The 26,956-nt window shown below is 33.1% G+C and carries 20 protein-coding genes; all 20 read right to left on the reverse strand.

Going from position 1 to position 26,956, the window contains the following annotated elements; genetic code table 11:
* Window positions 1–163: 163 nt before the first annotated feature.
* Complete coding sequence (ribB, locus tag BUA99_RS11945; RefSeq protein ID WP_072992591.1) at window positions 164–1,297, reverse strand: 3,4-dihydroxy-2-butanone-4-phosphate synthase; 1,134 nt, start codon at window positions 1,295–1,297, stop codon at window positions 164–166.
* A gap of 8 nt (window positions 1,298–1,305) precedes the next feature.
* Complete coding sequence (locus BUA99_RS11950; protein WP_072992593.1) at window positions 1,306–2,739, reverse strand: LptF/LptG family permease; 1,434 nt, start codon at window positions 2,737–2,739, stop codon at window positions 1,306–1,308.
* Between the two features lie 8 nt (window positions 2,740–2,747).
* Window positions 2,748–3,437, reverse strand: a complete 690-nt coding sequence (locus BUA99_RS11955; RefSeq protein ID WP_072992771.1) for an outer membrane lipoprotein periplasmic chaperone LolA1 — start codon at window positions 3,435–3,437, stop codon at window positions 2,748–2,750.
* A gap of 4 nt (window positions 3,438–3,441) precedes the next feature.
* The gene (locus BUA99_RS11960; RefSeq protein WP_072992596.1) at window positions 3,442–5,892 is read right to left on the reverse strand and encodes a DNA translocase FtsK; all 2,451 of its coding nucleotides are present in this window, start codon (window positions 5,890–5,892) and stop codon (window positions 3,442–3,444) included.
* An 18-nt stretch (window positions 5,893–5,910) separates the two neighbouring features.
* On the reverse strand, window positions 5,911–6,285 hold the full coding sequence (locus tag BUA99_RS11965; protein ID WP_072992597.1) for a diacylglycerol kinase: 375 nt from the start codon (window positions 6,283–6,285) through the stop codon (window positions 5,911–5,913).
* Window positions 6,286–6,294: 9 nt separating this feature from the next.
* Window positions 6,295–6,792 carry a thiol peroxidase gene (gene tpx, locus BUA99_RS11970; RefSeq protein ID WP_072992600.1) on the reverse strand — a complete coding sequence of 166 codons (498 nt, stop codon included), beginning with the start codon at window positions 6,790–6,792 and terminating at the stop codon, window positions 6,295–6,297.
* 181 nt (window positions 6,793–6,973) lie between these two features.
* Window positions 6,974–7,231, reverse strand: a complete 258-nt coding sequence (locus tag BUA99_RS11975) for a DUF6952 family protein (RefSeq protein WP_072992602.1) — start codon at window positions 7,229–7,231, stop codon at window positions 6,974–6,976.
* Between the two features lie 89 nt (window positions 7,232–7,320).
* Entirely contained in the window at window positions 7,321–7,629 is a 309-nt protein-coding gene (locus BUA99_RS11980; RefSeq protein ID WP_072992605.1) for a thioredoxin family protein, read from the reverse strand.
* A gap of 162 nt (window positions 7,630–7,791) precedes the next feature.
* Complete coding sequence (locus BUA99_RS11985) at window positions 7,792–8,430, reverse strand: peroxiredoxin (protein ID WP_072992607.1); 639 nt, start codon at window positions 8,428–8,430, stop codon at window positions 7,792–7,794.
* A gap of 206 nt (window positions 8,431–8,636) precedes the next feature.
* Window positions 8,637–10,829 (reverse strand): catalase/peroxidase HPI, encoded by a 2,193-nt coding sequence (gene katG / locus BUA99_RS11990; RefSeq protein WP_072992610.1) that lies wholly within the window; start codon window positions 10,827–10,829, stop codon window positions 8,637–8,639.
* Window positions 10,830–11,097: 268 nt separating this feature from the next.
* Window positions 11,098–12,555 (reverse strand): Na+/H+ antiporter NhaC, encoded by a 1,458-nt coding sequence (gene nhaC, locus BUA99_RS11995; RefSeq protein ID WP_072992612.1) that lies wholly within the window; start codon window positions 12,553–12,555, stop codon window positions 11,098–11,100.
* A 200-nt stretch (window positions 12,556–12,755) separates the two neighbouring features.
* Window positions 12,756–14,366 carry a glycoside hydrolase family 3 protein gene (locus tag BUA99_RS12000; protein WP_072992615.1) on the reverse strand — a complete coding sequence of 537 codons (1,611 nt, stop codon included), beginning with the start codon at window positions 14,364–14,366 and terminating at the stop codon, window positions 12,756–12,758.
* A gap of 124 nt (window positions 14,367–14,490) precedes the next feature.
* Window positions 14,491–15,750, reverse strand: coding sequence for an MFS transporter (locus BUA99_RS12005; RefSeq protein WP_072992618.1), 1,260 nt, complete (start codon window positions 15,748–15,750; stop codon window positions 14,491–14,493).
* A 25-nt stretch (window positions 15,751–15,775) separates the two neighbouring features.
* Window positions 15,776–17,308, reverse strand: a complete 1,533-nt coding sequence (locus BUA99_RS12010) for a glycoside hydrolase family 10-like protein (protein WP_072992774.1) — start codon at window positions 17,306–17,308, stop codon at window positions 15,776–15,778.
* Window positions 17,309–17,452: 144 nt separating this feature from the next.
* Window positions 17,453–18,724 carry an acyltransferase family protein gene (locus tag BUA99_RS12015; protein WP_072992620.1) on the reverse strand — a complete coding sequence of 424 codons (1,272 nt, stop codon included), beginning with the start codon at window positions 18,722–18,724 and terminating at the stop codon, window positions 17,453–17,455.
* Between the two features lie 32 nt (window positions 18,725–18,756).
* Entirely contained in the window at window positions 18,757–19,965 is a 1,209-nt protein-coding gene (locus tag BUA99_RS12020; RefSeq protein ID WP_072992623.1) for an anhydro-N-acetylmuramic acid kinase, read from the reverse strand.
* 205 nt (window positions 19,966–20,170) lie between these two features.
* Entirely contained in the window at window positions 20,171–23,170 is a 3,000-nt protein-coding gene (locus tag BUA99_RS12025) for a serine hydrolase domain-containing protein (protein WP_072992777.1), read from the reverse strand.
* A gap of 86 nt (window positions 23,171–23,256) precedes the next feature.
* Window positions 23,257–24,765: a sodium:solute symporter gene (locus BUA99_RS12030; RefSeq protein ID WP_072992625.1), complete on the reverse strand. Its 1,509-nt coding sequence runs from the start codon at window positions 24,763–24,765 to the stop codon at window positions 23,257–23,259.
* Window positions 24,766–24,816: 51 nt separating this feature from the next.
* The gene (gene murQ / locus BUA99_RS12035) at window positions 24,817–25,644 is read right to left on the reverse strand and encodes an N-acetylmuramic acid 6-phosphate etherase (protein WP_072992627.1); all 828 of its coding nucleotides are present in this window, start codon (window positions 25,642–25,644) and stop codon (window positions 24,817–24,819) included.
* Window positions 25,645–25,689: 45 nt separating this feature from the next.
* On the reverse strand, window positions 25,690–26,892 hold the full coding sequence (locus tag BUA99_RS12040) for an exo-beta-N-acetylmuramidase NamZ family protein (protein ID WP_084673544.1): 1,203 nt from the start codon (window positions 26,890–26,892) through the stop codon (window positions 25,690–25,692).
* Window positions 26,893–26,956 lie beyond the last annotated feature (64 nt).

Here is a 26,956-nt window from a genome sequence, read left to right on the forward strand (position 1 = left end):
AGCGACAACCGTTATCTGATTGCGATTGCAAATATAAACACCTTTTTCGATTTACAAAAAGAAAAAGGATAAAAATTACTATCGTTTTTTAAAGTAATTTTTAAATGTTTCATTTTGTTCACTTTAACATAATAATTATTTTAAAAATCAATGTACGATTCAGCTAGTAGCTTACATATTCTGTGATCTCTAAGTTGTAACCAATCATTCCAACGCGCTTCGTTCCTTCTGTATTGGATACTAATCTAATTTTCGAAATGTCAATATCGTGTAAAATTTGAGCACCTATTCCAAAATCCTTACTGTCAATAATAAGTTTTGGAGCTTTCATAACACCTTCGCTTTGTAAAAGTCTTAACTCAGCAAGCCGATTTAAAAAATTAATGGACTGCATATCTTGGTTAATAAAGATAACCGCACCTTTTCCTTCTTCATTAATTACTTTAAACATATCGTCTAATTGCTGATCAGCATTATTTGTTAACGTTCCTAAAAGATCATTATTTACTTGAGAAGAATTGATTCTTGTTAAAATAGATTCGCCTAAATTCCATGTTCCTTTTGTAAGTGCAATATGGATTTGCTTATTCGTAGTTTGCTGATACGCTCGAAGTCTAAAGGTCCCAAAACGAGTCTGAATATCAAAATCCTCTTTCTTAATGATCAAACTATCGTGTTGCATTCTATACGCCACAAGATCTTCAATTGAAACCAATTTTAAGCTGAATTTACGAGCTACTTCAACGAGTTGCGGTAAACGTGCCATTGATCCATCGTCATTCATAATTTCAACTATGACACCAGCTGATTTAAATCCAGCGAGTCGAGCAAAATCTATAGCAGCTTCAGTATGTCCAGTACGTCTAAGAACTCCGCCTTGTTTTGCAATTAGAGGAAATATATGTCCTGGTCGTGCTAGTTCGTGTGGCTTTGTCTCTGCATTTACTAAAGCTAATATCGTTTTCGCTCTATCTGCTGCTGATATTCCTGTTGTCACACCATTTCCTTTTAAATCCACTGAAACTGTAAAAGCGGTTTCCATTGGATCTGTATTATTGGTTACCATCACATGCAAACCTAATTCCTTGCAGCGACTTTCTGTCAATGGCGCACATATCAATCCACGACCGTGAGTAGCCATAAAATTAATCATTTCAGGAGTTACTTTTTCAGCAGCAGCTAAAAAATCACCTTCATTTTCGCGGTCTTCGTCATCAACTACAATTATAATTTTTCCTTGACGAATATCTTCTATCGCTTCTTCAATTGTATTGAGTTGTATTTTATTTAAGTCCATTTCAGGTTTTAGTTTTGTGTTGGGAATAATTTTTTAAGAATTTTTTGGAATGGCGCTAGTATAACGTCCATACTTATCAATCCAATATCGTTTGTAGCTCGATAAGTCAGTAAAACAGCTAGAGGAGTCAGCACGAAGGAGGATAGCCACGCTCCCATGAATGGTGTCATTCCGTTTTCTTGCGCTAATCTTTTACCAAAAGTATTTATAAAGTGAAATGTGATAAAAATTAAAATAGCAAAAACTATTGGAAGTCCTAAACCACCTTTGCGAATAATAGCACCTAAAGGAGCGCCAATAAAAAACATTAAAAAGCAGGCAAAAACAATTACAAACTTATCGTAAAATGCTAAAAGATGATTATTGATGTTTTTTTGCTTATTTAGTAAGTCAGTGTTTGATGAGTCTATTGTATAAATTGTACTCTCAATAGTACTACTTGCTAACTGCAAAATATTAGATTTTTCTTGATTTGAATATAAAGATAAAAGATTGTTAGGCAATGGTTTATTCTTTTTAACAACTACTTTTTTACTTTTCTCTGGATAGGTAATTCGAGTGTTACTGTTTTCTGAAAAAGCGATAATGTCGGTTTTCATATTCTTGTTAAGCGAATCTAAAGTGTAATTTAGCTCATTAACGGTTAACATGGTATTACTGCTCGCAACGGACTCTTCATTAACATCAACCTTATTTAATTCAGATAAATCAATATTAATAATTTGCTTTTTAAAAGAACTTTTAACAAAGGGCAATTTTTCTCGATCAACATAATTTTTAGGAACGATGTCTTCGTAGTAATAGCCGTCATTTAGAACCAATTGCAAAATACTGGATTGCTCGCTGCTTATTAGTTCACCATCTTTCGCTTTTATCACAGTTTTACTTCCGTCTCCTGATTGAGATTTCTTGTGAATCGTTATACCAGTTAAGGTATTTCCTTGTGCACCACTTTTTTTATTTACTTTAATATTGTAAAAACCCACATCACTAAATTGCCCTTCTGCAATAGCTAAAGCTGGTTTTACTTGTGCAATATTTTTCCGAAAATTAATAAATTTATATTCTGCAAATGGAATAACATTATTGGAAAAGAAAAAAGCAACTATACTCAATAAAATAATAAAAACAGTTAAACTACGCATCGCTCTTTGTAACGAAATTCCAGATGACTTCATTGCGGCAAATTCATAGTTTTCAGCTAAATTTCCAAAAGTCATAATAGAAGCTAATAGAATTGATAGCGGTAAAACAAGTGGAACAATCCTTGGCATTGAAAAAGCTAAGAATTTTATAATCATTAATAAATCTAAATCTTTCCCAGCCAATTCAGCTATAAATAACCAAACCGTTTGTAGTATAAATATAAAAAACAAGATAACAAATACAGTGGTAAATGTAGTCAGAAAGGTTTTTAATAAGTATTTGTCAAGAATTTTCACTTAGCGCATTAATCTAATTTGTTGATGTAGTAATTTGGATATTTACTCCCCGCAAATGTAAATTGATTTTTTGACAAAGGTTGGTTGGTTTTAAAAGAATTAACCGTTAATGTTGTTTTTGTACCTTTTTTTCCAACTTCAATTAAATTATAGATGTGTTTTGTTTGCACATCGATTCCAAGTAGAACCTCTTTCCTTGTATCTTTTGGATTTGTAGAAACTAATTTAATATATTGAATTTTTCTACCTTTTACGTTTTGTAAAATATCCATATTGTATTTGTAGCCAGAATTAAAAAAGGTTAACATCTTAGAAGGTGTGATGGCATTATCATCATTTTCATTAACCGTGGAGATAGTGACTTCTTCATCTTCAGGAACGATGGTATATGTTTTTTTTCCATCAAAAATCTTTGTAACACCCATGAAGTTTAAAACGTACTGATTTCCTTTCATGGTAACATTTCCTTTACTGTCTTGGTTAATGTTTTCTTTGGAATTGTTTAAAGAATATTTAAAGTCAATTGTCATATTATTGTAACTTTTCACTTTAGCAGTCACCTCGTCTAATAATTGTTTTGCTTTTCTATCTTGAGCTTGTATTGTAAAACTAAAAAGTAATACTGTTGTGATGAAAATGATTTTTTTTGTCATTCCTTGAAGATAATTTTTTCTAAAATCCTGATTGCTTAATTTCATTTTGTTATTTATTTTGTTCATTACTGAAAAATTGATCAAGAGAACTCATATCTAAAATGTTAACGCTTCGTGCTTTACTGCCTTCAAATGGTCCGACGATTCCAGCCGCTTCTAGTTGATCGATCAAGCGACCAGCTCTATTGTAGCCTAACTTTAATTTTCGTTGTAATAAAGAAGCTGATCCCTGTTGTGCATTTACAATAATCTCAGCGGCTTCTCTAAATAAGGTATCTCTATCACTAATATCAACATCAAGATTAATGCCACTTTCCTCCCCAACAAACTCGGGAAGTAAATAAGCGGTAGCGTATGCTTTTTGGGAACCAATAAATTCAGTAATTTTTTCTACTTCGGGAGTATCTATAAAGGCACATTGTACGCGCACTACATCATTTCCATTAGTGTAAAGCATGTCTCCACGACCTATTAATTGATCAGCACCTTGAGTATCAAGAATTGTTCGCGAGTCAATTTTAGAGGTTACTCTAAAGGCTATCCTAGCGGGGAAATTGGCCTTTATAAGTCCTGTAATTACATTTACAGATGGTCTTTGTGTTGCAATAATTAAGTGAATTCCAATAGCCCTGGCCAGTTGTGCTAGTCTAGCAATAGGAACTTCAACTTCTTTTCCTGCCGTCATAATTAAATCGGCAAATTCGTCAACAACTAAAACGATATAAGGTAAAAATCGATGTCCGTTTTCAGGATTTAATTTTCGAGCTTTGAATTTATCATTGTATTCCTTGATATTTCTCACCATTGCATCTTTAAGCAATGAGTAACGATTATCCATTTCTACGCAAAGAGAATTCAAGGTGTTAACCACCTTAGCATTATCAGTGATAATGGCATCATCCATATCGGGTAGTTTGGCTAGATAATGTCTTTCAATTTTATTAAAAAGAGTTAATTCTACTTTTTTTGGGTCAACCAAAACAAATTTAACTTCTGCAGGATGTTTTTTATATAATAGCGAAGTCAAAACAGCGTTTAAACCTACCGATTTTCCTTGGCCAGTTGCTCCAGCCATTAACAAGTGTGGCATTTTAGCTAAATCAACTACGAATGTTTCATTCGAAATTGTTTTCCCTAATGCAATTGGTAATTCCATTTCAGCTTCTTGAAATTTGGCAGAGCCAATGACACTTTTCATAGAAACCATCGTCGGATTTTTATTCGGAACTTCAATACCTATAGTTCCCTTTCCTGGAATAGGGGCAATTATCCGAATTCCTAATGCCGAAAGTGATAACGCGATATCATCTTCTAAACTTTTTATTTTAGAAATTCTAATTCCAGCTTCGGGTACAATTTCATATAAAGTTACTGATGGTCCAACAGTCGCCTTAATTTGTGCAATTTCAATTTTATAATTGCGAAGCGTATCAACAATTCGGTTTTTATTTTCCTCTAATTCTTGTTGATTAATAGTAATTCCGCCAGTTGAATATTCTTTTAGTAAATCAATTGTTGGGAATTTGTAATTAGATAAATCCAATGTGGGATCAAATAACCCAAAATCAGCAACTAGTCTCGAAGCTAGATTTTCTTCAATGATATCCTCCTCAGGTGCTGTTTCTATGACAAATGAATCAGCAGCTGATAATATAACTTCTGGAAGTGGAGGAGGAGTAACCTCCATAGTAAGCGGCTTAGTGGCGGTGCTTCTACTAATATCAGATGAATTGCTAATAGTTGGTTTTAAGGCCTCTTTGTTAATTTCAAACTGAGAACCAGCCGTTTTTAAATGAATGTTGTCTACTTCTTCTTCGTCTGCCACAGCAAACTCTTCTAAATTGTAATTTCCTGTTTTTTGATTGAGAGAATTACTTGTTACAGCAGAAGAATATTCACTTTTAGAACCAGTAAAAAATGACTGAATACTGTCAGGAGAAAGTTGTAATTTGAAAATAATGTAAATTATTAATCCAAATAGTAAAACGAGTAATGTCCCTGTTTTTCCGAGATAGTCTTGTAAAAATAAATTTAATTCATATCCAATTGTTCCACCTAGTTCAGGTGTGGAAGTTGCAAAAAAGCCAAATAATACGGATGATATTATGATTATAAATAAGTCCCAAAACCAGATATTTTTAAGTTTATGAACACTGATTCCTAGAACTAAATATATTCCTGTCAGAAAAAACAAGCGAACAAAAATAAAAGCAGCTAGTCCAAAACCCTTATAAATGAGTAAATCAGATAAAAAAGCACCAAATTTCCCTAACCAGTTTCCAACAACTTCTGTCCTGTCACCAAATTCTTGAACGGCGCTTTGATCTTCTTGACCGTATATAAAAAATGATATAAAGGCAACAAGTAAAGCTACAGAAAATAAAACCAACAAGGATCCTAAAACAATTTTCTGTTGTTTACTTAGCCTTGCTGGATTTTTAGTTTCTACTGTTTTATCCGTTTTTTTTGTCGAAGAAGCAGTTTTTAATATTTTAGCCATTCTAATTTGTAATAATACCTAGATAAAATAAGGTATGTATATTGTTAAACCAATTACGATTGCGGTCAATGCAGCAAAAAAAACAGCTCCGGCGGCAATATCTTTGATAAACCCAATTTTTTCGTGATAATTAGGATGAATAAAATCAGCTATTTTCTCTACCGCGGTGTTCAATCCTTCAACACTTAAAACTAATCCAATTGCCATTGTTTGAAAAAGCCATTCTGTTTTAGAAATTCCAAAATAAAAACCTACAATGGTCATGATAATTCCTAATGAGAATTGAACCATGACACTATGCTCAGTAGTGATTAGTTTTATAGCTCCTTGACAGGCAAAAGTTAAACTTTTAAGACGCCCTGTGATAAATGAATTGTCTTTTTGAAATTCCATTAGGAAGTATTAAAGTGCTGCTATTGCAGCTTCGTAGTTTGGCTCATGTGCAATTTCGCCTACTTGCTCTGTGTAAGTAACTATTCCATTTTCATCAAGAATAATTATCACTCTTGAATGCAATCCAGCTAATGGACCTTCAGTCATTTCTAAACCATTAATTTTACCGAAGTCACCATTTTTAAAATCAGATAAATTAACTACATTTTCTAAGCCTTCAGCTGCGCAAAAACGTTTTTGAGCAAATGGTAGATCTCTAGAAATACATAAAACAGTTGTGTTTTCTAATGTACTTGCATTTTTATTAAACTGTCTAACTGATGCTGCACATGTTCCAGTATCTACACTTGGAAAAATATTTAAAACTACTTTTTTACCTGTAAAATCACTTAAAGACACTACTGCAAGATCAGTATTAATTAATTTAAAATCAGCCATTTTAGCACCTACTGCTGGTAAATCTCCTGATGTATGTATTGGATTTCCTCCTAATGTAATTGAAGCCATGTTGTTTGTTTTTTTGTGAGGTTCAAAAGTATGAAAATTTTTTAAGATTTTGTTCAGAAGTAACGGTATAAAGTTTGTCTTTTAGACATTAGTTTTTATTGCACTAAACTTCAGTTCATTTTCATTTAAAATAAAAAACGCACTCGTTTCGGAGTGCGTTTTACAATATTTAATGATAGTTCTATTTGTCTATAGATCCTAATACTCTTTTCATAAAAGTATTAAGAGCTTCTTTTTTATCAGTTCCACTTTTGACTAGTTTATTTACTTCTAGAGCACCGTACATGTTTGAAATTAATTCACCTATTACATCTAATTCTTCGTCTTTTAGTGATGGTATTTCAGTCATAGCCTCAAGAACATCAATAGTTTCTATAATATAATCTTCATCATTTTCTTCTATAAATTGTGTCAAATGCTTTATTACAGGTAATTTCATTTTTTAATGTTTATTTTGATGATCTTTAATTTGTCAATTCAGTTGTGGGAATATTTATAATTGACTTAGCCGTGTAACCTATTACACATTTAAACAATTTCGTTTACTAACTCAATTAAAACTTCTTGCTTATTTGTTTGGGTCTCATTCACTAATTTACCATTTACAAAAGTAGCAAATGTTGGTAAATTACTTACATTTGCAAGCTTTCTAGATTCGGGAAAGTTTTCGGCATCTACTAGAGCAAAAGTGATTGATTCGTTCTCAGTTGCTAATTTTTTGAATTTTGGTTTAATAATTCGGCAGTTTCCACACCATGATGCAGAAAATTGAACTACTACTTTTTCGTTTTTGGAAATTAAATCTTGTAATGTATCTTCAGTTAATTCGACTAACATAATTTTTAAATTTTAGTTTTTTGCAATTAAAATTCTAATCTTACGACAATAATTCTTAATTTTAAAAAAATTACTGTTCTAAATTTCAAGTTTTATAAATTCCAAATTCCAAATTTACAGTATAAAAGTTTTTTTGGAATTCGGAATTTTAAATTTTGTTTTTTAGTTCATGCTTAAGTATTCTGCAGTACTATTTCTATCAGCACTCATCGCTTCTTTACCAGCTTCCCAGTTTGCAGGACAAACTTCACCTTTTTCTTGTATGTGAGTGTAAGCATCAACCATACGTAAATATTCGTTTACGTTACGACCTAATGGCATGTCATTTACACTTTCATGGAAAATTTTTCCAGTCTCATCAATTAAGTATGTAGCTCTGAAAGTTACATTTGAACCTTCTACAATAATAGAATCCGTTTCTTCAGAATATTCAGTTGAATCAATGTCAAGAATACCTAAAATGTTAGATAAGTTTCTATTTGTATCTGCAAGAATTGGATAGGTAACTCCTTCAATTCCTCCATTATTTTTTGCAGTATTTAACCATGCAAAGTGAACTTCATTAGTATCGCAAGAAGCACCAATTACAATTGTATTTCTTTTTTCAAATTCAGGTAATGCAGCTTGAAAAGCGTGTAGTTCAGTTGGGCAAACAAATGTAAAATCTTTTGGGTACCAAAATAAAAGCACTTTTTTGTTGTTATTTACCGCCTCATCAAAAATATTAATTTTTAAATTATCGCCCATTTCTGAAATGGCGTCAACGGCAATACTTGGGAATTTTTTTCCTACTAAAGACATATTTTTTATATTTAAATGTTATTAATTTTCACAGTGCAAAATTACGTCACAAAAAGAGGTTTTATCATAGTTATTTATGTTATTTACTTATAAAATCATAGAAAAACATTATGGTAAAATAAAATGAATTCTTTTTCATGAAAATTGTTTTAAAGCAAAAATCCACTTGATAAAAGTGGATTTTTGAGTTATAAGTAAGTAAATGATTAATTCGATTTGATATCAAAACGATCGTTATTCATAACCTTTGTCCATGCTTTTACAAAATCTTTAACAAATTTTTCTTTGTTATCATCCTGAGCATAAACTTCGGCATAAGATCTCAAAATTGAATTAGATCCAAAAACTAAATCAGCTCTAGTGGCAGTCCATTTGGTTACACCGCTTTTCCTGTCAACAATATTATATAAATTTTCCGAAACTGGTTTCCAACTGTAATTCATGTCCGTAAGATTTACAAAGAAATCGTTAGTCAAAACTCCTTCATTATTAGTAAATACGCCTTCTTTTGAACCCTTGTAATTTGTTCCTAGAACGCGCATTCCACCAATCAGTACTGTCATTTGTGGAGCAGTTAACCCTAATAATTGTGCTCTATCTAATAATAATTCTTCTGGATTTACTGTGTTTTCAACTTTATAGAAATTTCTAAAACCGTCAGCGTGTGGTTCTAAATCTTCGAACGACTCTGCATCTGTCATTTCAGCTGTTGCGTCACCTCGTCCTGATTGGAATGGAACTTTCACATCAAATCCGGCGTCTTGAATAGCTTTTTCGATAGCAGCATTTCCACCTAAAACGATTAAATCAGCAATAGAAACTTTTTTACTCAATCCATCTTGAATTTGATTGAAAGTCGCAAGCACTTTTTTAAGACGTTCTGGCTCATTTCCAATCCAATCGTTTTGCGGAGCCAACTGGATTCTTGCTCCATTAGCGCCTCCACGTAAATCCGAACCTCTAAAAGTTCTGGCACTATCCCAAGCCGTATTGATTAAATCTGTTCTTGTTAAACCGCTATTAATTATTTTTGATTTTAAATCTTCAATTTCTGATTCTGATAAAGTATAATCAACTGCAGGAATTGGATCTTGCCAAATTAATACTTCATCCGGAACATCAGCACCTAAATATCTATTTTTTGGACCTAAATCTCTATGCGTCAATTTAAACCATGCTCTAGCAAAAACATCGTCAAAATATGCTTGGTCTTTATGGAAACGCTCTGATATCTCTCTATAAATAGGATCCATTTTCATAGCCATATCGGCATCAGTCATAATAGGATTGTTTCTTTTTGAGGGGTCAAATGCATCTAAAGGTTTGTCCTCTTCTTTAATATTAATTGGTTCCCACTGCCAAGCTCCAGCTGGACTTTTTTGTAGTTCCCAATCATAATTAAGTAATAAATGAAAATATTCATCATCCCAGCGTGTTGGGTTAGTAGTCCATGACCCCTCCAATCCACTTGTTATTGTATCGGCACCGTTGCCATTATTTTTTGGATTCATCCAACCAAAACCTTGAGTTTCAAATTCACTAGCTTCCGGCTCTTTAGTAAGTAGTGAAGCATCTCCATTTCCATGTGCTTTCCCTACGGTATGACCGCCGGCTGTTAGTGCAACAGTTTCTTCATCATTCATAGCCATACGTTTGAATGTGATTCGAACGTCGTGCGCTGTTCGCAAAGGATCAGGTTGCCCATCAACTCCCTCTGGATTTACATAAACTAATCCCATCATAACAGCAGCTAATTTATGATCTAAGTCTCTCTCTCCAGAGTAACGAGATCCTTCACTTCCTGACTTTGCAAGCCACTCTGTCTCGTTCCCCCAACTCACATCTTTTTCTGGATGCCAAATGTCTTCACGACCGCCAGCAAAACCAAAAGTTTTAAATCCCATTGACTCATAGGCCATGTTTCCAGCTAAAATAATCAAATCAGCCCATGAAATTTTATTACCGTATTTCTTTTTTATTGGCCAAAGCAATCTTCGAGCCTTATCTAAATTTCCATTATCTGGCCAACTATTAATTGGTGCAAAACGTTGATTACCAGTGTTACTTCCGCCACGTCCATCAGAAACTCTGTAAGTTCCTGCCGAGTGCCACGCTAAACGAATCATTAATCCTCCGTAATGACCCCAATCAGCAGGCCACCAAACTTGGCTGTCAGTCATTAAGGTTTTAAGGTCATTTTTCAAAACTTCTAAATCTAGTTTCTTAAATTCTTCAGCATAATTAAAATCATTTCCAAGTGGATTAGTTTTTGTATCATGCTGACTAAGAATATCTAAATTGAGTGCTTTTGGCCACCAATGCTGGTTTGTAATTGCAGGATTTGATACCTTTTCCTTTTGACTAAAAGGACATTTACTTAAATCATTTGAAAGTTCCATATCTATTTGTTTTTGTTTACATTAAATTGATCATTACAAACCTACTACTAATTAACGGGTTTTTCATTGATATTAATTATTAGTTTTTATTAAATCATAAGTTTTAACTATAATAGCCTTTTGTAATTGATTTAATTACGATTATTAATGACCTATCAGATTATCTAGTTGAAAGATTTCATATTTAAAGAATATTATGTCCTTGCGATAGATTATAAGAATCGCACCTTTTTATTATCTAAGAAACCCAAAATATAACTACAAAGTTTTAATTTTTGATTTCTGTTACTAATTCTCTGATTTTAATATTAAATGCAGCAAAAATCAAAGTCATAAATGGACTAATAATGTTGAAGAAAGCGTACGGTAAATAATCTAAAGTGGAAACACCTAAAGTTCCTGCATGATAAGCTCCACAAGTATTCCACGGTATCAATACGGAAGAAACTGTTCCAGAATCTTCAAGAGTCCTACTTAAATTTTCGGGAGCAAGACCTTTATCTTTATATGCTTTTGCAAACATTTTACCTGGAACTACAATGGCTAAGTACTGATCGGATGCTGTGATATTAAGTGCTAAACAACTGCCCACTGTCGCAGCAAATAAACCGAAAGTAGAATGAGCTAATTTGAGTAATGCCTGACTAATTCTTGCTAGCGCACCTATTGCATCCATAATTCCACCAAAAACCATCGCACATAGAATCAACCAGATAGTTCCCAGCATTTTTTGCATGCCGCCCGAAGTAAAAAGAGATGTTAACGTTTTATTTTCTGTAGGTACAATAACATCAATCGTTATGGCATTCATAACACCTTTATAAGCGGACTGAATCGTCATGTGTTCGACACCAGCAATCTGGTTTATAATGTGTGGTTGAAATATAAGCGCAAAAATACCTGCTAATAAAGTACCAATTAATAGTGCTATCAAAGGCTCTGTTTTTTTAACAATCAATCCTATCACAATTACTGGAACTGCAAACAGCCAAGGCGAAATTGTAAAAGAAGCTTCGATATCAGTTAGTAAAGCTGCAATATTTACATCACCTTTTATATCAACAGATAAACCAAGTATTATAAATATAATTAGCGTGATAATGTACGTTGGAATCGTGGTCATTGTCATATATCTAATATGAGTAAACAAATCAGTTCCAGCCATTGCAGGAGCAAGATTCGTTGTGTCTGACATAGGAGAAAGTTTATCTCCAAAGTAAGCCCCGGAGATGACCGCTCCCGCAACCATTCCCAAATCAAAACCTAGTGCACCACCTACACCAATTAATGCAATACCTACAGTCGCACTAGTTGTCCAAGAGCTTCCAGTTGCAATTGAAATAATTGAACAAATAATTAATGTAGCTGGTAAAAATATTGCAGGACTTAGAATTTGCAGACCGTAATAAATCATGGAAGGAATAATTCCGCTAACTAACCAGGTGCCAGCCAAAGCTCCAACCATGAGTAAAATTAAAATTGCGCCAGAGGTCGACTTAATATTGTTAGCTACTTCTTCCATCATTTTATGGAATGTAATCTTGTTAAAAAAACCAACTATTGCTGCAACAGCGGCTCCTAAAAGTAAAACAAACTGGTTACTACCGCTCAAAGCTGCATCTCCATAAACATAAACGTTGAAGCCAAGCATGATTATTAATGCAGCAACAGGAATTAAAGCTTCTCCTATTGATAATTCTTTGTTTCTGTTAATTTTTATATCCATTCTTTTTTATTTCAGCTTGCAATATAAATAAAAAAGTGGCTACCAGCCTAAAGTGTTTGTGTCAAAATGGGATTTGACTTTTTTTAAAAATAGTTTTTGATAGTAGATATAAATACTTGTTCTAATTCAATTCGGCTTAAAATTCAATTATTTTGGAATTTGAATAGACACAAATATTCACTTGATCTCGGGTGAAAAAATTATAGGTTTTTAATCGATACGGGAAAAGTTCCCTCACAATTTGAATTGTTGATCAGCTGCTGGCTCGCCATGTGCTGAAATTCATCAAAATCTTGGTAAACTTGTATGACTCCTGTAGCTGATTTCAAGTTTGGAATTATTTGTAGTGAATACGGATTGCCAAAAACGTATAGAATACAATTTTTGCTTCCTAATATTTTTTCTAGAAAAGCAAGAACTTCAAAGTCTATATCAAAATTATTTAGTGGCTTTGCTTTGGGGACAAACAATGCTATTAGTAAAGTATCATATTCTTGAAGGTTTTTCTCTAATTCTTCCAGATCTTGTTTTTTGTCACCTTGATAACTGAACTCTGGTGAAGGCAAATCTTTTTTTAAGAATTTGAAAAACAAGTTATCAGTGTTTTTATAGAAACTTAATTTGGCAAGCTTATTAGTAGCTTTGGCACTAAATACTTTTTCAGTAATACCATTATCGATGATTTTAGTAATGGAAGCTTTAGCAATTTTAGCATTTAAATTTGAAGTCTTCTTGAAATCGAATTCACACTCTGACATTGATTTCACAGCAGCTTCATAATTGAGTAATCCAACTTTTTGTTTACACGCTACAATTCGATTGTAGCTTTCTTCAATTCTCTCTGCGGTTGCATTAACGAGTATTTCCTGAATACCTTCGGGTACATGTTCAGCAAAACAAAGAACATCATTACCGGCATTGAAAGCCTCCCATTCTAATTGTCCTTTTTTAATATACAAATCAGAAACGCTTCTCATGTTTAAAGCATCAGAAATTATTAGTCCTTTATAACCCAATTGCTTTCGCAAAAGCGTTTCTATTATGGACTTTGACAAGGTAGCCGAAGTGTTTTGACCATCATTTAAAGTAGGAACTGCTAAGTGACCTATCATTATTGAGTCAACATTATTTTCAACTCCTTTTATGAATGGAACTAGCTCGTTTGCTAATAATTGCTCTAAATTTTCTTCTAAAATTGGTAAACCTAAATGCGAATCAACATTAGTATTTCCATGGCCTGGAAAATGTTTTAGACATCCTAAAACGCCCACATCATTCATTCCTCTTAAATATTCTAATGCAAAAATGCTTACTTTTTCTTTGCTTTCGCCAAAAGAACGATAGCCAATCACAGGATTATTAGGATTATTATTGATATCTGCTAATGGTGCTAGATTGTAATGAATTCCTACAGATTTTAAATCATAACCAATTTGTTTTCCTACTTCATAAACTAAATGAGACTTTGACTCAGGCAAAGCGCCTAATGTAATTGCATAGGGATATTGTGGCGTTTTTTCAACGCGCATCGCTAAGCCCCACTCGGCATCAATACTCATCAACAGTGGAGTAGGAGCACATTTTTGGTACCGGACAATCAGTTCCTTTAAACGCTGATAGCTTTCATCATTAAAAACAACTTTTTTCTTCGTTTCATAATTTGTAGCAGCAGACGCTCTGCTATGAAAAAAAGTGAGTCCGCCAATGTTGTACTCTTTGATTAATTTTTCAGTTGCTTTAATGTTTTCCTCTGTGTCGTTGATAAATACTGCGGGAAAGAAAAATTGCCCTATTTTTTGTTCTAATGTCATTTTTTAGTTTTCTAGTATCAAATAAAGCTTGGAAAATTTTCACCGCAGATTCGCAGATTATACCCTTTTAAAATAATTTATAAATGTTCGGTTAAGTTTCTGTATGAATCCTGACGTAAATATTTTAGGTTGTCTTCTTCCCAAAGTCCTTCGGAAATAGTAAAAATCGAGATAATATCAAACCGGGAATTGTTGCGATAAATACCCAAATAAAGAAATTGCCATATCCCAAATATTCTTGAATATAACCGCTTACCATTCCAGGGAGCATCATTCCAAGTGCCATAAATCCTGTTGCAATAGAGTAATGAGATGTTTTTGATTCGCCATCAGCAACATAAATTAAATACATCATAAAAGCAGCAAAACCAAAACCGTAACCAAATTGCTCCGCAATAACTGTCAAATAAATATAAATTACAGAACTAGGATGAAAGTGAGATAGTAAAACGAATCCAATAATTGGCAAGTGCATTGCTAAAATCATCGGTAACATCCATTTCCCTAAGCCATCGCGTGATATTGCGATTCCGCCTAAAATTCCGCCAATTGTGAGTGCGATAAGTCCAAAAGTTCCGTAAATAATTCCAACATCTTCTGTTTGTAATCCCATGCCGCCCTGATTAATTGGGTCTACTAGAAATGGGGTCAACATTTTTAGCAATTGCGACTCTCCTAAACGAAACAACAGAATGAAAGATAGAATCAATACGATTTGTTTTTTTTTGAAAAAACTGATGAACACTTTACTAAAATTTTTTTCCTCTTCTTGTCCCACTGCAATTGGCAATTCTGCTTTTGGTGTAGCAAAGTAATTATAAACAGTTAAAATGGTCATTACAACACCTACGAAAATCATTGTGTAAGACCATGCTTGCTGATTATTACCAAAACGATGTTCTAAATATCCTGCTAATAAAATAATTAGACCATTGCCAGTAAGCATTGAAGCTCTATAAAAAGTGCTACGAATTCCTAAGAAAAAAGATTGTTGCTCTTTTTCTAAAGCAAGCATATAAAAACCATCACTAGCAACATCATTAGAAGCTGATGCAAAAGCAGCGACCCAAAAAACGGCTAAACTTAAAATGAAAAAATGACTTGTAGGAATAATAAATCCAACTATTAAAAAGGCAATTGAAATAAGTAGTTGCATCGCTATAAACCAATTTCGCTTTGTCCCATATAAATCAATAAATGGACTCCATAGTGGTTTTATGACCCACGGCAAGTAAAGCCAACTGGTGTAAAAGCCAATATCTTCATTACTAATTCCTAAGTTTTTGTACATCAGCACCGAAACCGAAATGATAATTACATAAGGGAAACCAGATGCAAAATTTAATACGGGAATCCAATACCAGGGTCTGTTATCTGCTTTCATTTAAATTGCTTATTCTAATTTGAAATTATTGTTTTAAATCTACAATTGTTGCTTCACTTTCGTTACCGAAATAATCAATAAATGTAATTGCGACAGAAGTGTTGCTGTTAAGTTTATAGGCTGGAATTACAATTTCTGCGGTATCACTGTTAGATTCATAAGCGACTTTTTCTATGATCTGGCTTGGGTTTGTAATGTCAATTGGCAAACCAAATGAGGATGCGTAAACCATAATGTATCGTATTTTGCTATACATTGGACTTTTTACCGAAAATCTAGTAGAAATTGGATCAACCATCAAGTTGCTAACTGTGGGAACAATCACCATAATTTTCACTGCGGCTGGCACAACCGGCGGAAGGGCCGGATATTTATATTGATTTTCGCTAAGTAATTTTGTTACTTTTTGATTTTTATTAACAAACCCTTTTGCACTGAAATACGCATTTCCTTGAACATTTTTGTACGTTCTAGTAATGTCAATTTGATTTGGAATTTCAAGGGGATTATTCCATCGTTTATCGGAGTCTGCGTTAACCTTATAAGTTCCATTTCCTATGTAAATCGCCGTATTTTTAGAATTCTCAGACCACCATTTTAGTAATTTAGAATAGGAAGCTTTAGGATGATCCATACTCCAATACAACTGTGGTACTAAATAGTCAATCCATTTATTATCCATCCACGCCAAGGGATCAGCATATAAATCATCATAATTAGTTTGACCTGCTTCAGTATCAGATCCTCGTGGATCTACTGATTTATTCCTCCAAACTCCAAACGGACTTATTCCAAATTGCACCCAAGGTTTTAAATTTTTAATAGAAACGGAAACGTCTTTTACGAAAGTATTGACATTGTTGCGTCTCCAATCGCCTATACTCATTCCTTTTCCATATTTTTCAAAAGAAGCGGTATCATTAAATTTTTCTCCAGCTACTTTATAGGGATAAAAGTAATCATCAAAATGCATGGCGTCAATATCATAATTTTGCACCACTTCATCTACAATTGTTAATAAATGTTTTTGAACTTCTGGTAAAGCTGGGTTGTAATAATATTTCCCACCGTATTTGATCATCCATTCCGGATACTTAAAAAAATCATGTTCAGGACTTAAATTAGCAGTGTTATAATCCATAGTAGCACGATATGGATTCATCCATGCATGAAATTCAAAACTGCGGCGGTGCGCTTCATTGATCATCCATTCCAGTGGATCATAATAAGGTGTGGGCGCTTTTCCTTCTTTTCCAGTTAGGTATTTTGACCAAGGAGCTAATTTAGTTGGGTAAAAAGCATCGCCAACACTGCGAATTTGCACAATTACTGCATTGTAATTCAGCTTTTGATACGTATCTAGAATTTCAATATAATCGGCCTTTTGTTTTGCAACACTGTCTTTACTTGTTTTTGGCCAATCGATATTTACAACTGTTGCAATCCAAACCCCTCTGAATTCGGTTTTTGGATGTTTTACAAGCTCCTGAGCATTTATTTTCAAAAATGAGATTATTAGAAAGCATAGTAGTAATGCGCTGTACTTATAATTTTTCATTAACATGTTGTTTAGTTGAGTCCTCAAAAATAGTTTTTTTAGTGTAATCTAATCACTTAATGATTGATCAAATTTTAATTTGCAATTTGTTTGCCAGAATAATTAATTTTTATAAAAAAAGAAATCGGTTTGCCATTGCTTGTTTTAAACTTTAAAGAATAATTTATTTCTATATAAAATCCATAAAATGAAAGACCAAAAAACAGCATAGGAAACAGCATAAAAAACCGACGCATTTAAAGGGTTGGAAAAAAGTGGAACAATATTAAATTCATAAATAAATGTTTGAAGACTAATATTTTCCTCTCCCACGATTGGACTTTTAATTTTTATAGCACTCAAGGCTCTGGGGATTATTCCGGAAAAGAAAAACACAATCATTGGATTCACGCCCCAGATTAGAAATAATTTTGTCCATTTTTTATAGTTCGATAAATCGATAATATAGTAAAGAATTGTTAAACACAATGTTGCAATTCCAGCTGTATAAACAGAATAGGAGCTTGTCCAGAGCGCTTTATTGATGGGGAAAACAGTATTCCAAAGTAGTCCTAGAATGACTAAACCAATGCCAACAAAGATCATTTTTTTTACAATATCAAGTTTTGGAATAGGCAAATTTAAGATTTGGCCAGCAAACATTCCCAAAATACCTGTTGCAATTGCGGGCAAAGTACTAAGAATTCCCTCTGGATCCCAAGTTTTTGATGATGCCCACAAATGTCCATTCAGTACTAAGTTATCGAGCCATGCTGCAAGATTTGTTGCTTTATCAAAATTTGCTTCTCCAAATCCTGGAACAGGTATCAGTGTCATTAAGCACCAATAAACTAGTAAGATCGAAGCAGCTACAATAATTTGTGTCTTAAGATTTGATGTTAAATAGAGTAGTGAAGCAAAGAAGTACACAATACCTATTCGTTGTAAAACACCTGGAATTCGCACTTCATTGAATGCTGCAATACCGCTATAGGCCAAAAAAATTAAAATACTGAAAATTAGAAAAGTGAGATAGGTTTTAATTCTCAAAGTGAAATTTCCTAAAAGTGCATAAGCCACTGCAAAAGTGATCAGTAGTCTAACTAACAGTAGCGAAATTCCTTCTAATGAAAAGACTTCTATTTTACTAAAGAAATTTAAAAATAATCCCAAACAAAAAATGCGAAATGAGCGAACCAGAATTTTATTGAAAACAGCAAAATCTAACTGTTTTATTGGCATTGCAAATGGAATTGCGGTTCCCATGATAAAAATAAAAAAAGGAAATACCAGATCAGTGGGAGTACAGCCATGCCATTCTGCGTGTTCTAAGGGCGGATAAATGTGTGCCCAACTACCTGGATTATTTACAATTGTCATCAGCAGAATGGTAAATCCCCTAAAAACATCGAGCGATAGTAAACGTTCTCTTTGCATTATGTTTTAATTAGTTTTTTAGTAATTATTTTCTAATTTGGGAATGATATTTTCCCCATTGATACTGACGGAATCCCTTTTCGAGTTCCAAAATCAGAATTGCCTCCACACACAGTTTCATTTGCTAAAATGGCAAATAGAATGGCTTCCTTGGCGTCACCTGAAATCCCTAAATCATCTGTTTTTAAAAAATGACAAGGCAATAACTCCTTCAACCAGTTTATCAATAAAGGATTGTGTGCGCCACCGCCTGATAAATAAATAGTAAAATTTTCAATTAAGTAATTGGTGTTATTAATCGTATTCTTGATTGCTTCTGCAATTGTTTCTGCACTAAAGCGGGTTAAAGTTGCTAGTAAATCAGCGATAGAAATTTCTTGAGTATTAGTATTTGCTTGCGCATTTAGCACATATTCAGTGTTAAAAAGTTCAGGCCCTGTCGTTTTAGGAAATGGTGCACTGAAAAATGAATTAGATTTTAAACTTGTCAGAAGCTCTTGATTGATAGTTCCACTTTTTGCAATTTCAGCATCTTTATCAAATGATTTTTCTGGAAAAGTAAGTTTGGTGAAAGCATCAATTAAAGTGTTCCCAGTTCCTGTATCAGTTACAAAAACTTCTTCTGGATTTATATTTGAGGGTAAATAGGTGAAATTAGCTATACCGCCAATGTTGAGCATGATGCGATTTTCTCCTTTTTTAGAAAATAGAAAATAATCTCCATAAACAGCGAGTGGTGCGCCTTCGCCTCCTGCCGCAAGATGCTTTTGTCGAAAATCAGAGAGGGTTATAATTCCTGTTTTCACAGCAATATGATCACCATCGCCAATTTGTAAAGTAGCATTGGGAAATTTTTCTTGCTGGTGTAAAATCTTTGGCGCATGATAAACAGTTTGACCGTGTGATGCTATAAGATCGATTTTTTCTGCAGCAATTCCCCATTGGTGTAAACATTTCAAAATCATATCCGCATGAAGAATACCTATCCACTCATTTAATAAAACTAGTTTTTGAAAATCAATCGTTTGTTTCGCAAATACAGATCTAATTTCTACTTTCACATCCTGAGTGTAGTCAACGGTTTCAAATTGAAGCAATTGCACTGTAGTATTTTCGCCAGACCCTGAAATTTGGCATAAAGCCACATCCAAACCATCGAGAGAAGTTCCAGACATAAGTCCAATTATCGTTCGCATTGGTTTTTGCGCAATTTTGTAAAGTGATTCTAGATTTGAATTCATAGTCAATTAGTATTTTAGGTAGAATTCTAAACTTTTATATTTAAATTTTCTATTCTTTTATTTTAATTTACTTCATTTTTGCATAAACTGTACTGCATGCTTACGAAAGCTTCAATAATTTCAAAGTGAAACCAAATTGCATCTTAAATGCAAATGGAAGCATATTTTGTGGTTTGATAATTACCTTTTAAAGTCTCTAAATCTCTTATTTTATTATTGCATCTTGTATAATTTGTTGAATGTCCTCTCTAATATTTTCTTTTGATAACTTATTTCCTTCGGCTGTTACTTCGGGATATGTCCTATTGGAAAGAAAAACATAAACTATTTCTGTTTTTGGGTCTACCCAGGCAATATTACCAGTGAAACCAGTATGCCCAAAACTAGTTTCGGAAACGCAGCCACAAGTTGGACCCTCTTTTTCAACTCTTTTATCAAATCCCAAACCTCTCTGAACCCCTTGAGCTGCGTAATGCGAAGTATTAAATACATTAAAGGTTTCTTCAGAAAAATAGCTTTTCCCGCCATAATTACCTTTTTGTAAAAAAAGTTGCATCATTTTAGCAACATCCATTGCATTTGAGAATATTCCGGCATGACCAGCAACTCCGCCTTCCATTGCTGCCGCCATGTCATGTACATAAACTTGCACTACTTGCTGACGGAAGTAGGTATCTATTTCTGATGGAACGATTTTATTTTTATCAAATTTATCTAATGGATTGTATAAGGTGTTGTTCATACCTAGCGAGTTGTAAAAGTTTTTCTGACTTAAAACTTCAAGCGGCTGTTTTGTTTTTCTTTCTAAAAATTCTTTTAAGATTATAAAAGTAAAATCGCTGTATTTATATTCTTTTTTGAGTGACAATGGACTTTTAACAATGATTTTCATAATAGTGTCGTGATAATCATTTCTGATGTATAAATTATCAGCAACTTTTGTGGAAAATTGTAGATTCGGTACTTTTCTATAATACCTATCCATAGGTGTGTTGTCGCTATTTAAAGTTGCTTTGTAAAACGGAATCCATGCTTGTAGTCCTGCGTAATGCGTCAATAAATCCTTGAAACTGATATTTTCTTTGTCAGTTTTTGCAAAAACAGGCACCATCTTTTTTAGTTTAGTGTCTAAATTTACTTTGTGCTGATCGTATAATTGCATCACATTTGGTAGTGTTGATATCATTTTTGAAATTGATGCCACATCATATAAATCTGCATTTGTTACTTTTTTTATAGTGTCATAAGTGAAATGGCCATAAGATTTTTGAAAGATAACATTTCCTCTTCGAGCTACTAAAACCTGCATTCCTGGCGTCATTTTATCATTAATTGCTTTTTGTGCAATACTATCAATTTTAGATAAAATTAACGGATCCATATCTTCATTTTCAGGTGTTGTAAAACCCAGTCGGTTTAATTTAACAGTTGCTAAACCGTCGTTCACTTTGAATGAGTTGTTGATTGATACTGGTAACTTTCCTATGGCTCCAATAGCTCCAAATAATAATTCTGCTGAAACTACTTGGCTTATATCTGAGTTTTGGTAGGAAACCACTAAGCCTTCAATATCATCAAAATTATTTACTGGAAGTAATGTATATGGTTTTGTAAAAATGTCCAGGATCACTTTGTTTTCTTTTGCAATTTGCTGTAGCCACATTAATTCTAGTTCGCTAAAATCTTGCTTTGCCCATGTTTTATTCTCTTTGTGAAAACTCAAAATCACAATGTCATATTTTTTTAATTCGGCATTTAAACTATCAATATTTGTATTTGAAACCTCCGTAACTTCTGTATATTTTTTTAAAGTGGAGACAAAACTGCTATTGTCAGAATCGCCTAATTTTACGACAGCAATTTTTTGATTTAAATTTTTAATGGGAAGAATTTCTTCGTTGTTTTTCAATACTGTAATTGCGTTCTCATATAATTTATAGTGGATCGCCTCGTTTTGAGAGGGATTTATATCCGTGATTAGATTAGTAATTTCAATAGGATGGTATTTATTTAATCCAACTTTAAATTTGTATTTTATTATTTTTTTTACCGAAAATGCCAGACGTTCTTCCGTGAGAATACCTTCATTATAATAGGATAGCAATTTTTCAAAGCTAGCAGGAACGTTTTCTGGAGCGAGAAGAATGTCATTTCCAGCTAAGAGCACGGCCAATTCTAAATCGCCTGCTCCTTTAAAATTAGTGGCACCTTTCATCGCTAAACCGTCTGTAAAAATTAAGCCTTCAAAGCCTAATTGAGTTTGGAGCACAGAAGTAACCACATTATAAGAAGCTGATGATGGAATGTTTTCTTTAGACTCTAAACTTGGAATATTAAGATGACCCACCATTACTGACGCTAATCCTTCATCAAACATTCGTTTATAGGGATATAATTCAACCATATCAAGACGCTCTTTTGAAAAATTGACTAATGGTAATGTGTAATGTGAATCAGTGGATGTGTCGCCATGACCAGGAAAATGTTTGCCTGTACTAAAAACATTTTGAGCTTGAACTCCCTTCATTAAAGCAATTGCTTTGCTGCTTACGTTTGTTTTGCTTTCGCCAAAGGAACGATTACCAATAATAGGATTTTGAGGATTCGTATTTATATCAATTACAGGCGAAAAATTGAAATGAATTCCCATTCTTTTGCTTTCAGCGCCCATTTGTTTACCTACTTTTTCAATTAAATCTAATTCTTGAATCGCCCCAAGTGTCATATTCCACGGAAATACATAAGTAGAATCTAATCTCATGCTTAAGCCCCATTCAGCATCAATAGCTACGAATAATGGTACTTTAGAAATCGCTTGATATTCGTTTGTTAATCGGGCTTGTCGAACTGGACCACCTTGAAAAAAAAGGATTCCGCCTACATTATACTCTTTAATTAAAGCTTTAGTTTTATTAATATGAATAGAATCCTTGTTAGAGTATGCAGCAATCATAAAGAGCTGGCCAAGTTTTTCTCGTACTGACATCTTATCATAAATACTGTCTACCCACAAGGTCTCTGCGGATGAATCTTTTATAAATTTTTTACGATCTAATTTATTAATTGCTTTATAAGTAGCAGTATCTTCTGTAAAAATTTCTCTAGTTAACGTTGCAACCGTATTACTTTTTTTTGCAACCGCACAATTTACAATTAGAAAGGCAATTATTGTATAAAACATGATTTGTAGATAATATTTTTTCATTTTTTTAATTGTATTCAATTGGTAAGGGAACGATTATTTTTCACAAAAACGTACGGTTTCTTCTTTATTACTAGTTATTCTAGGGACTAAAAAATTATTTTTTCTGTGCTGTGAGAACTAGTAATCAGTAATCCTATGTAAGTTATCAATCCATTAACAACTATTAATTCATTGTCAAAGACGTATCCACCAAATAAAATTGATGAGTAATCATTTAATAAATAGGTAAATAGAGGAGATAACAAACAGATCACAGGCACAAATTTATCATTCACATTTCTTGTTTTTTGAAATAACCCAAAAGCATATAAACCTAATAGCGGTCCATAAGTGTAGGAGGCAACTCTAAAAATCATGCCTACCACAGAGCTATCATTAATAGAATTAAAGACAAGGATAACTAAAAAGATCAAAGCTGAAAAGCTTAGATGCACAAGATGTCTCGTTCTTATTGTATTTTTCTTATTTTGATTCTCAGCTTTATCCATTCCTAGAAAGTCAACACAAAATGAAGTCGTTAATGCAGTCAAAGCAGAATCAGTAGTGGCAAATGTAGCAGCAATAATTCCAAGTAAAAATACAATTGCTGGAATTATTGAAAGGTGATTTAGCGCTATCTCAGGAAAAAGTAAATCCGTTCGCGGTTTTCCCGTGATCAAATCAATTGGAACTGCAATTCCGTTTTTATTGGCATAAATATAAAGTAATGCGCCTACACTAAGGAAAAATATGTTGATAACCACAAAAATTCCAGTGAAAGTAAACATGTTTTTTTGTGCTTCGCCAATATTTTTACAACTTAGATTTTTTTGCATCAAATCTTGATCTAATCCTGTCATGGCGATAGTAACAAATATTCCTCCAATGATTTGTTTCACAAAATGAAATTTGCTTCCTAAGAAATCATCAAAGAAAAATATTTTTGAATAATTACTGTTTTTAATTTCTTCAAACGCCGTTACAACACCTAAATTCATGCTGTCGCAAATAAAATAAATGGTGAGGAAAACGGATGTTACTAAGAAAAACGTTTGTAAAGTATCTGTAATTATGATCGTTTTAAGTCCGCCTCTATACGTATACGAAAAAATTAAAAGTAAGGAGATTAAAACCGTCATAGCGAAGGGAATTCCGTAATAATCAAAAACGTAACGTTGCAAAACGATAACAACCAAATACAATCTAAAAGCAGAGCTTATCGTTCTACTAATCAAAAAAATAGAAGCAGCCGTTTTATAACTATAAAACCCCATTCTTTGCTCGATATAACTGTAGATCGAAGTTAAATTCATTCTGTAATACAATGGCAATAATAACTTTGTGATTATTATAAAACCAATTGCATTACCTAAAATGAACTGAAAGTATTTAAATTGTTCACCACTTGCGGCACCAACTTCACCAGGAACTGAAATAAAAGTCACCCCAGAGAGAGCAGTTCCTATCATTCCAAAAGCAACTAAATACCATTTTGAATTTTTATTAGCAGTAAAAAACGCTTCATTTCCGTCATCCTTTTTGCTTACCCTGTGTGAAATATAGAATAGTACTCCAAAATAAACTAGGATAAGAATTAATATTGCGCTTGGTGCCATTTAATGAGATTATTGGATTACTAGTACTAAAATTAGAAGTTTCGCTATACTTTAATTTGCTAAATTTTTATTTTCCGCTAATAAAACAGCTCTAACGCTTTTATGTTTGTTTAATAATTCAGATGCTAATTTTTCATCAATTTGTAGTTCTTCTACAATCATTTCAACTCCTCTTTGAACTAATTTTTTGTTAGACAATTGCATATCAATCATTTTATTTCCGTACACTTTCCCAAGTTTAATCATAACTGATGTACTGATCATATTTAAAACTAATTTTTGAGAGGTTCCAGCTTTCATTCTTGTGCTCCCAGTGAGAAATTCCGGACCTACAACAATTTCGATTGGAAAATCAGCTTCTTTTGAAATCAGGCTATCGCTATTACATGAAATACTCCCAGTACTTATGTTATTTTCACGAGCCATTTTTAAACCACCTATTACGTAAGGTGTATTTCCTGATGCAGCAATACCTATTACAAAATCAGCATTTGTAATATCGTGTTTTTGTAAATCATGCCAAGCTTGATTGAAGTCGTCCTCAGCATTCTCAACGGCTTTTCTAATGGCATAATCGCCACCAGCAATAATACCAATCACTAAATCATGTGGCACTCCAAAAGTTGGAGGACATTCTGATGCATCTAAAATGCCAATTCTTCCCGATGTTCCAGCTCCAATATAAAACAACCTTCCACCGTGTTTCATTTTTAGTACAACTGCATCTACCAGTTTTTCAATATTTGGTATTTGTTTTTTGATCACGCTTGATACTTTTTTATCTTCTGCATTAATTCCCATGAGTATTTCTTCGGTACTCATTTTTTCGAGGTTTGCATAAAGCGATTCTTTTTCTGTATCGGGATTGTTTTTTGCCATTTTTATACTATTTAGGTGGTGAAAGAGCTTTAATTAATTATTGTACTAATAAATCAAATATTTGGAACGCATTTTTTTAAAAGCAGTTAAATCTTTCTGCCAGCTTTGTCTAATTTTGCCCTCTGATACTCCGCTTTCAATTTGAGTTTGTAGCTTTCTCGTTCCAGCAAGTTTTGTAAAAAAACTATTAAAGAATTCTGTTTTTTCAGTCGTGTTCTGGTACGCTTTTATCAACCATTTAAGCTCTAATTGATGTAGTTTTTTGTAAGATGTTAAGTCTTCGCCAAAGCATACTATTCCATTGTGCATTGGGTCTTTCGCACCAAAATTTGGTTTTGGAGTAAAACTAAAATCAAATTTTTCTTTACTTAAAAAAGGAGAACCAAAAATTTGGAATTGCGTCTCTGTGCCTCGACCTACGCTAACAGTCGTGCCTTCAAATAGGCATAAACTAGCGTAAAGATTAATAGATTGATCGTTTGGTAAATTAGGAGATGGTTTAATAAGAATATTGTACTCCATTTTGCGATCATAGTTGATACAGGGTACAACAGTTAGTTTGCATTGTGCGCCATTTTTTAACCATTTTTGACCATTAATCATTTTCCCATACTCACCGATAGTCATTCCATGTAAAATAGGAATAGGATGCATACCCACGAAACTGGTAAATTCTTTTTCTAAAAGTGGACCATCTATAATGTTGCCATTAGGATTGGGTCTATCTAGAATAAGTAAAGGAATTCCATTTTCAGCACAAGCTTCCATAACGTAATGTAGTGAAGAAATATAGGTGTAGAAACGAGCACCAACATCTTGTAAATCGAAAACCATAATATCTATAGTTGCTAATTGTGCTATTTTGGGTTTTTTATTGTCTCCGTATAGTGAAATTATAGGCAGTCCAGTTTTTAGATCTTTGCCATCTACTATAGCTTCGCCTGCATCAGCAGTGCCCCGAAATCCATGTTCAGGCGCAAAAATTGTTTTTATATTTATTTTTTTTACTAAAAGAAAATCTACCAAATGGGTTTTATCAGTTAAAATTCCAGTTTGATTCGTGACTATACCTACTTTTTTATTTTTTAAAAGGGGTAAGTATTTTTCGTAATTATCCGTACCGGTTATTATTGGTGTTAGAGTAAACTTCACATTTGATTTTTTTAATAAAAAAGGTAAAGAATTACAATACACTCCAATGAAAAATAGAGAAAACGCCAGAACCATACTTTTTTTTATGAGTTTCATTATTTTAAAGGAGAGTTAAATTGTTGGATGTAGCAATTTTTCAAAAATAATATAAACAATACTT

The organism is Flavobacterium segetis (genome assembly GCF_900129575.1).
Lineage (GTDB): Bacteria > Bacteroidota > Bacteroidia > Flavobacteriales > Flavobacteriaceae > Flavobacterium > Flavobacterium segetis.

Excerpts from the sequence above, each read along its gene's own strand:
- ribB (WP_072992591.1), bottom strand. The coding sequence starts at position 1,297 with ATGGACTTAAATAAAATACAACTCAATACAATTGAAGAAGCGATAGAA.
- BUA99_RS11955 (WP_072992771.1), bottom strand. The coding sequence starts at position 3,437 with ATGAAATTAAGCAATCAGGATTTTAGAAAAAATTATCTTCAAGGAATG.
- BUA99_RS11960 (WP_072992596.1), bottom strand. The coding sequence starts at position 5,892 with ATGGCTAAAATATTAAAAACTGCTTCTTCGACAAAAAAAACGGATAAA.
- BUA99_RS11965 (WP_072992597.1), bottom strand. The coding sequence starts at position 6,285 with ATGGAATTTCAAAAAGACAATTCATTTATCACAGGGCGTCTTAAAAGT.
- tpx (WP_072992600.1), bottom strand. The coding sequence starts at position 6,792 with ATGGCTTCAATTACATTAGGAGGAAATCCAATACATACATCAGGAGAT.
- BUA99_RS11975 (WP_072992602.1), bottom strand. The coding sequence starts at position 7,231 with ATGAAATTACCTGTAATAAAGCATTTGACACAATTTATAGAAGAAAAT.
- BUA99_RS11980 (WP_072992605.1), bottom strand. The coding sequence starts at position 7,629 with ATGTTAGTCGAATTAACTGAAGATACATTACAAGATTTAATTTCCAAA.
- BUA99_RS11985 (WP_072992607.1), bottom strand. The coding sequence starts at position 8,430 with ATGTCTTTAGTAGGAAAAAAATTCCCAAGTATTGCCGTTGACGCCATT.
- katG (WP_072992610.1), bottom strand. The coding sequence starts at position 10,829 with ATGGAACTTTCAAATGATTTAAGTAAATGTCCTTTTAGTCAAAAGGAA.
- nhaC (WP_072992612.1), bottom strand. The coding sequence starts at position 12,555 with ATGGATATAAAAATTAACAGAAACAAAGAATTATCAATAGGAGAAGCT.
- BUA99_RS12000 (WP_072992615.1), bottom strand. The coding sequence starts at position 14,366 with ATGACATTAGAACAAAAAATAGGGCAATTTTTCTTTCCCGCAGTATTT.
- BUA99_RS12005 (WP_072992618.1), bottom strand. The coding sequence starts at position 15,750 with ATGAAAGCAGATAACAGACCCTGGTATTGGATTCCCGTATTAAATTTT.
- BUA99_RS12010 (WP_072992774.1), bottom strand. The coding sequence starts at position 17,308 with ATGAAAAATTATAAGTACAGCGCATTACTACTATGCTTTCTAATAATC.
- BUA99_RS12015 (WP_072992620.1), bottom strand. The coding sequence starts at position 18,724 with ATGCAAAGAGAACGTTTACTATCGCTCGATGTTTTTAGGGGATTTACC.
- BUA99_RS12020 (WP_072992623.1), bottom strand. The coding sequence starts at position 19,965 with ATGAATTCAAATCTAGAATCACTTTACAAAATTGCGCAAAAACCAATG.
- BUA99_RS12025 (WP_072992777.1), bottom strand. The coding sequence starts at position 23,170 with ATGAAAAAATATTATCTACAAATCATGTTTTATACAATAATTGCCTTT.
- BUA99_RS12030 (WP_072992625.1), bottom strand. The coding sequence starts at position 24,765 with ATGGCACCAAGCGCAATATTAATTCTTATCCTAGTTTATTTTGGAGTA.
- murQ (WP_072992627.1), bottom strand. The coding sequence starts at position 25,644 with ATGGCAAAAAACAATCCCGATACAGAAAAAGAATCGCTTTATGCAAAC.
- BUA99_RS12040 (WP_084673544.1), bottom strand. The coding sequence starts at position 26,892 with ATGAAACTCATAAAAAAAAGTATGGTTCTGGCGTTTTCTCTATTTTTC.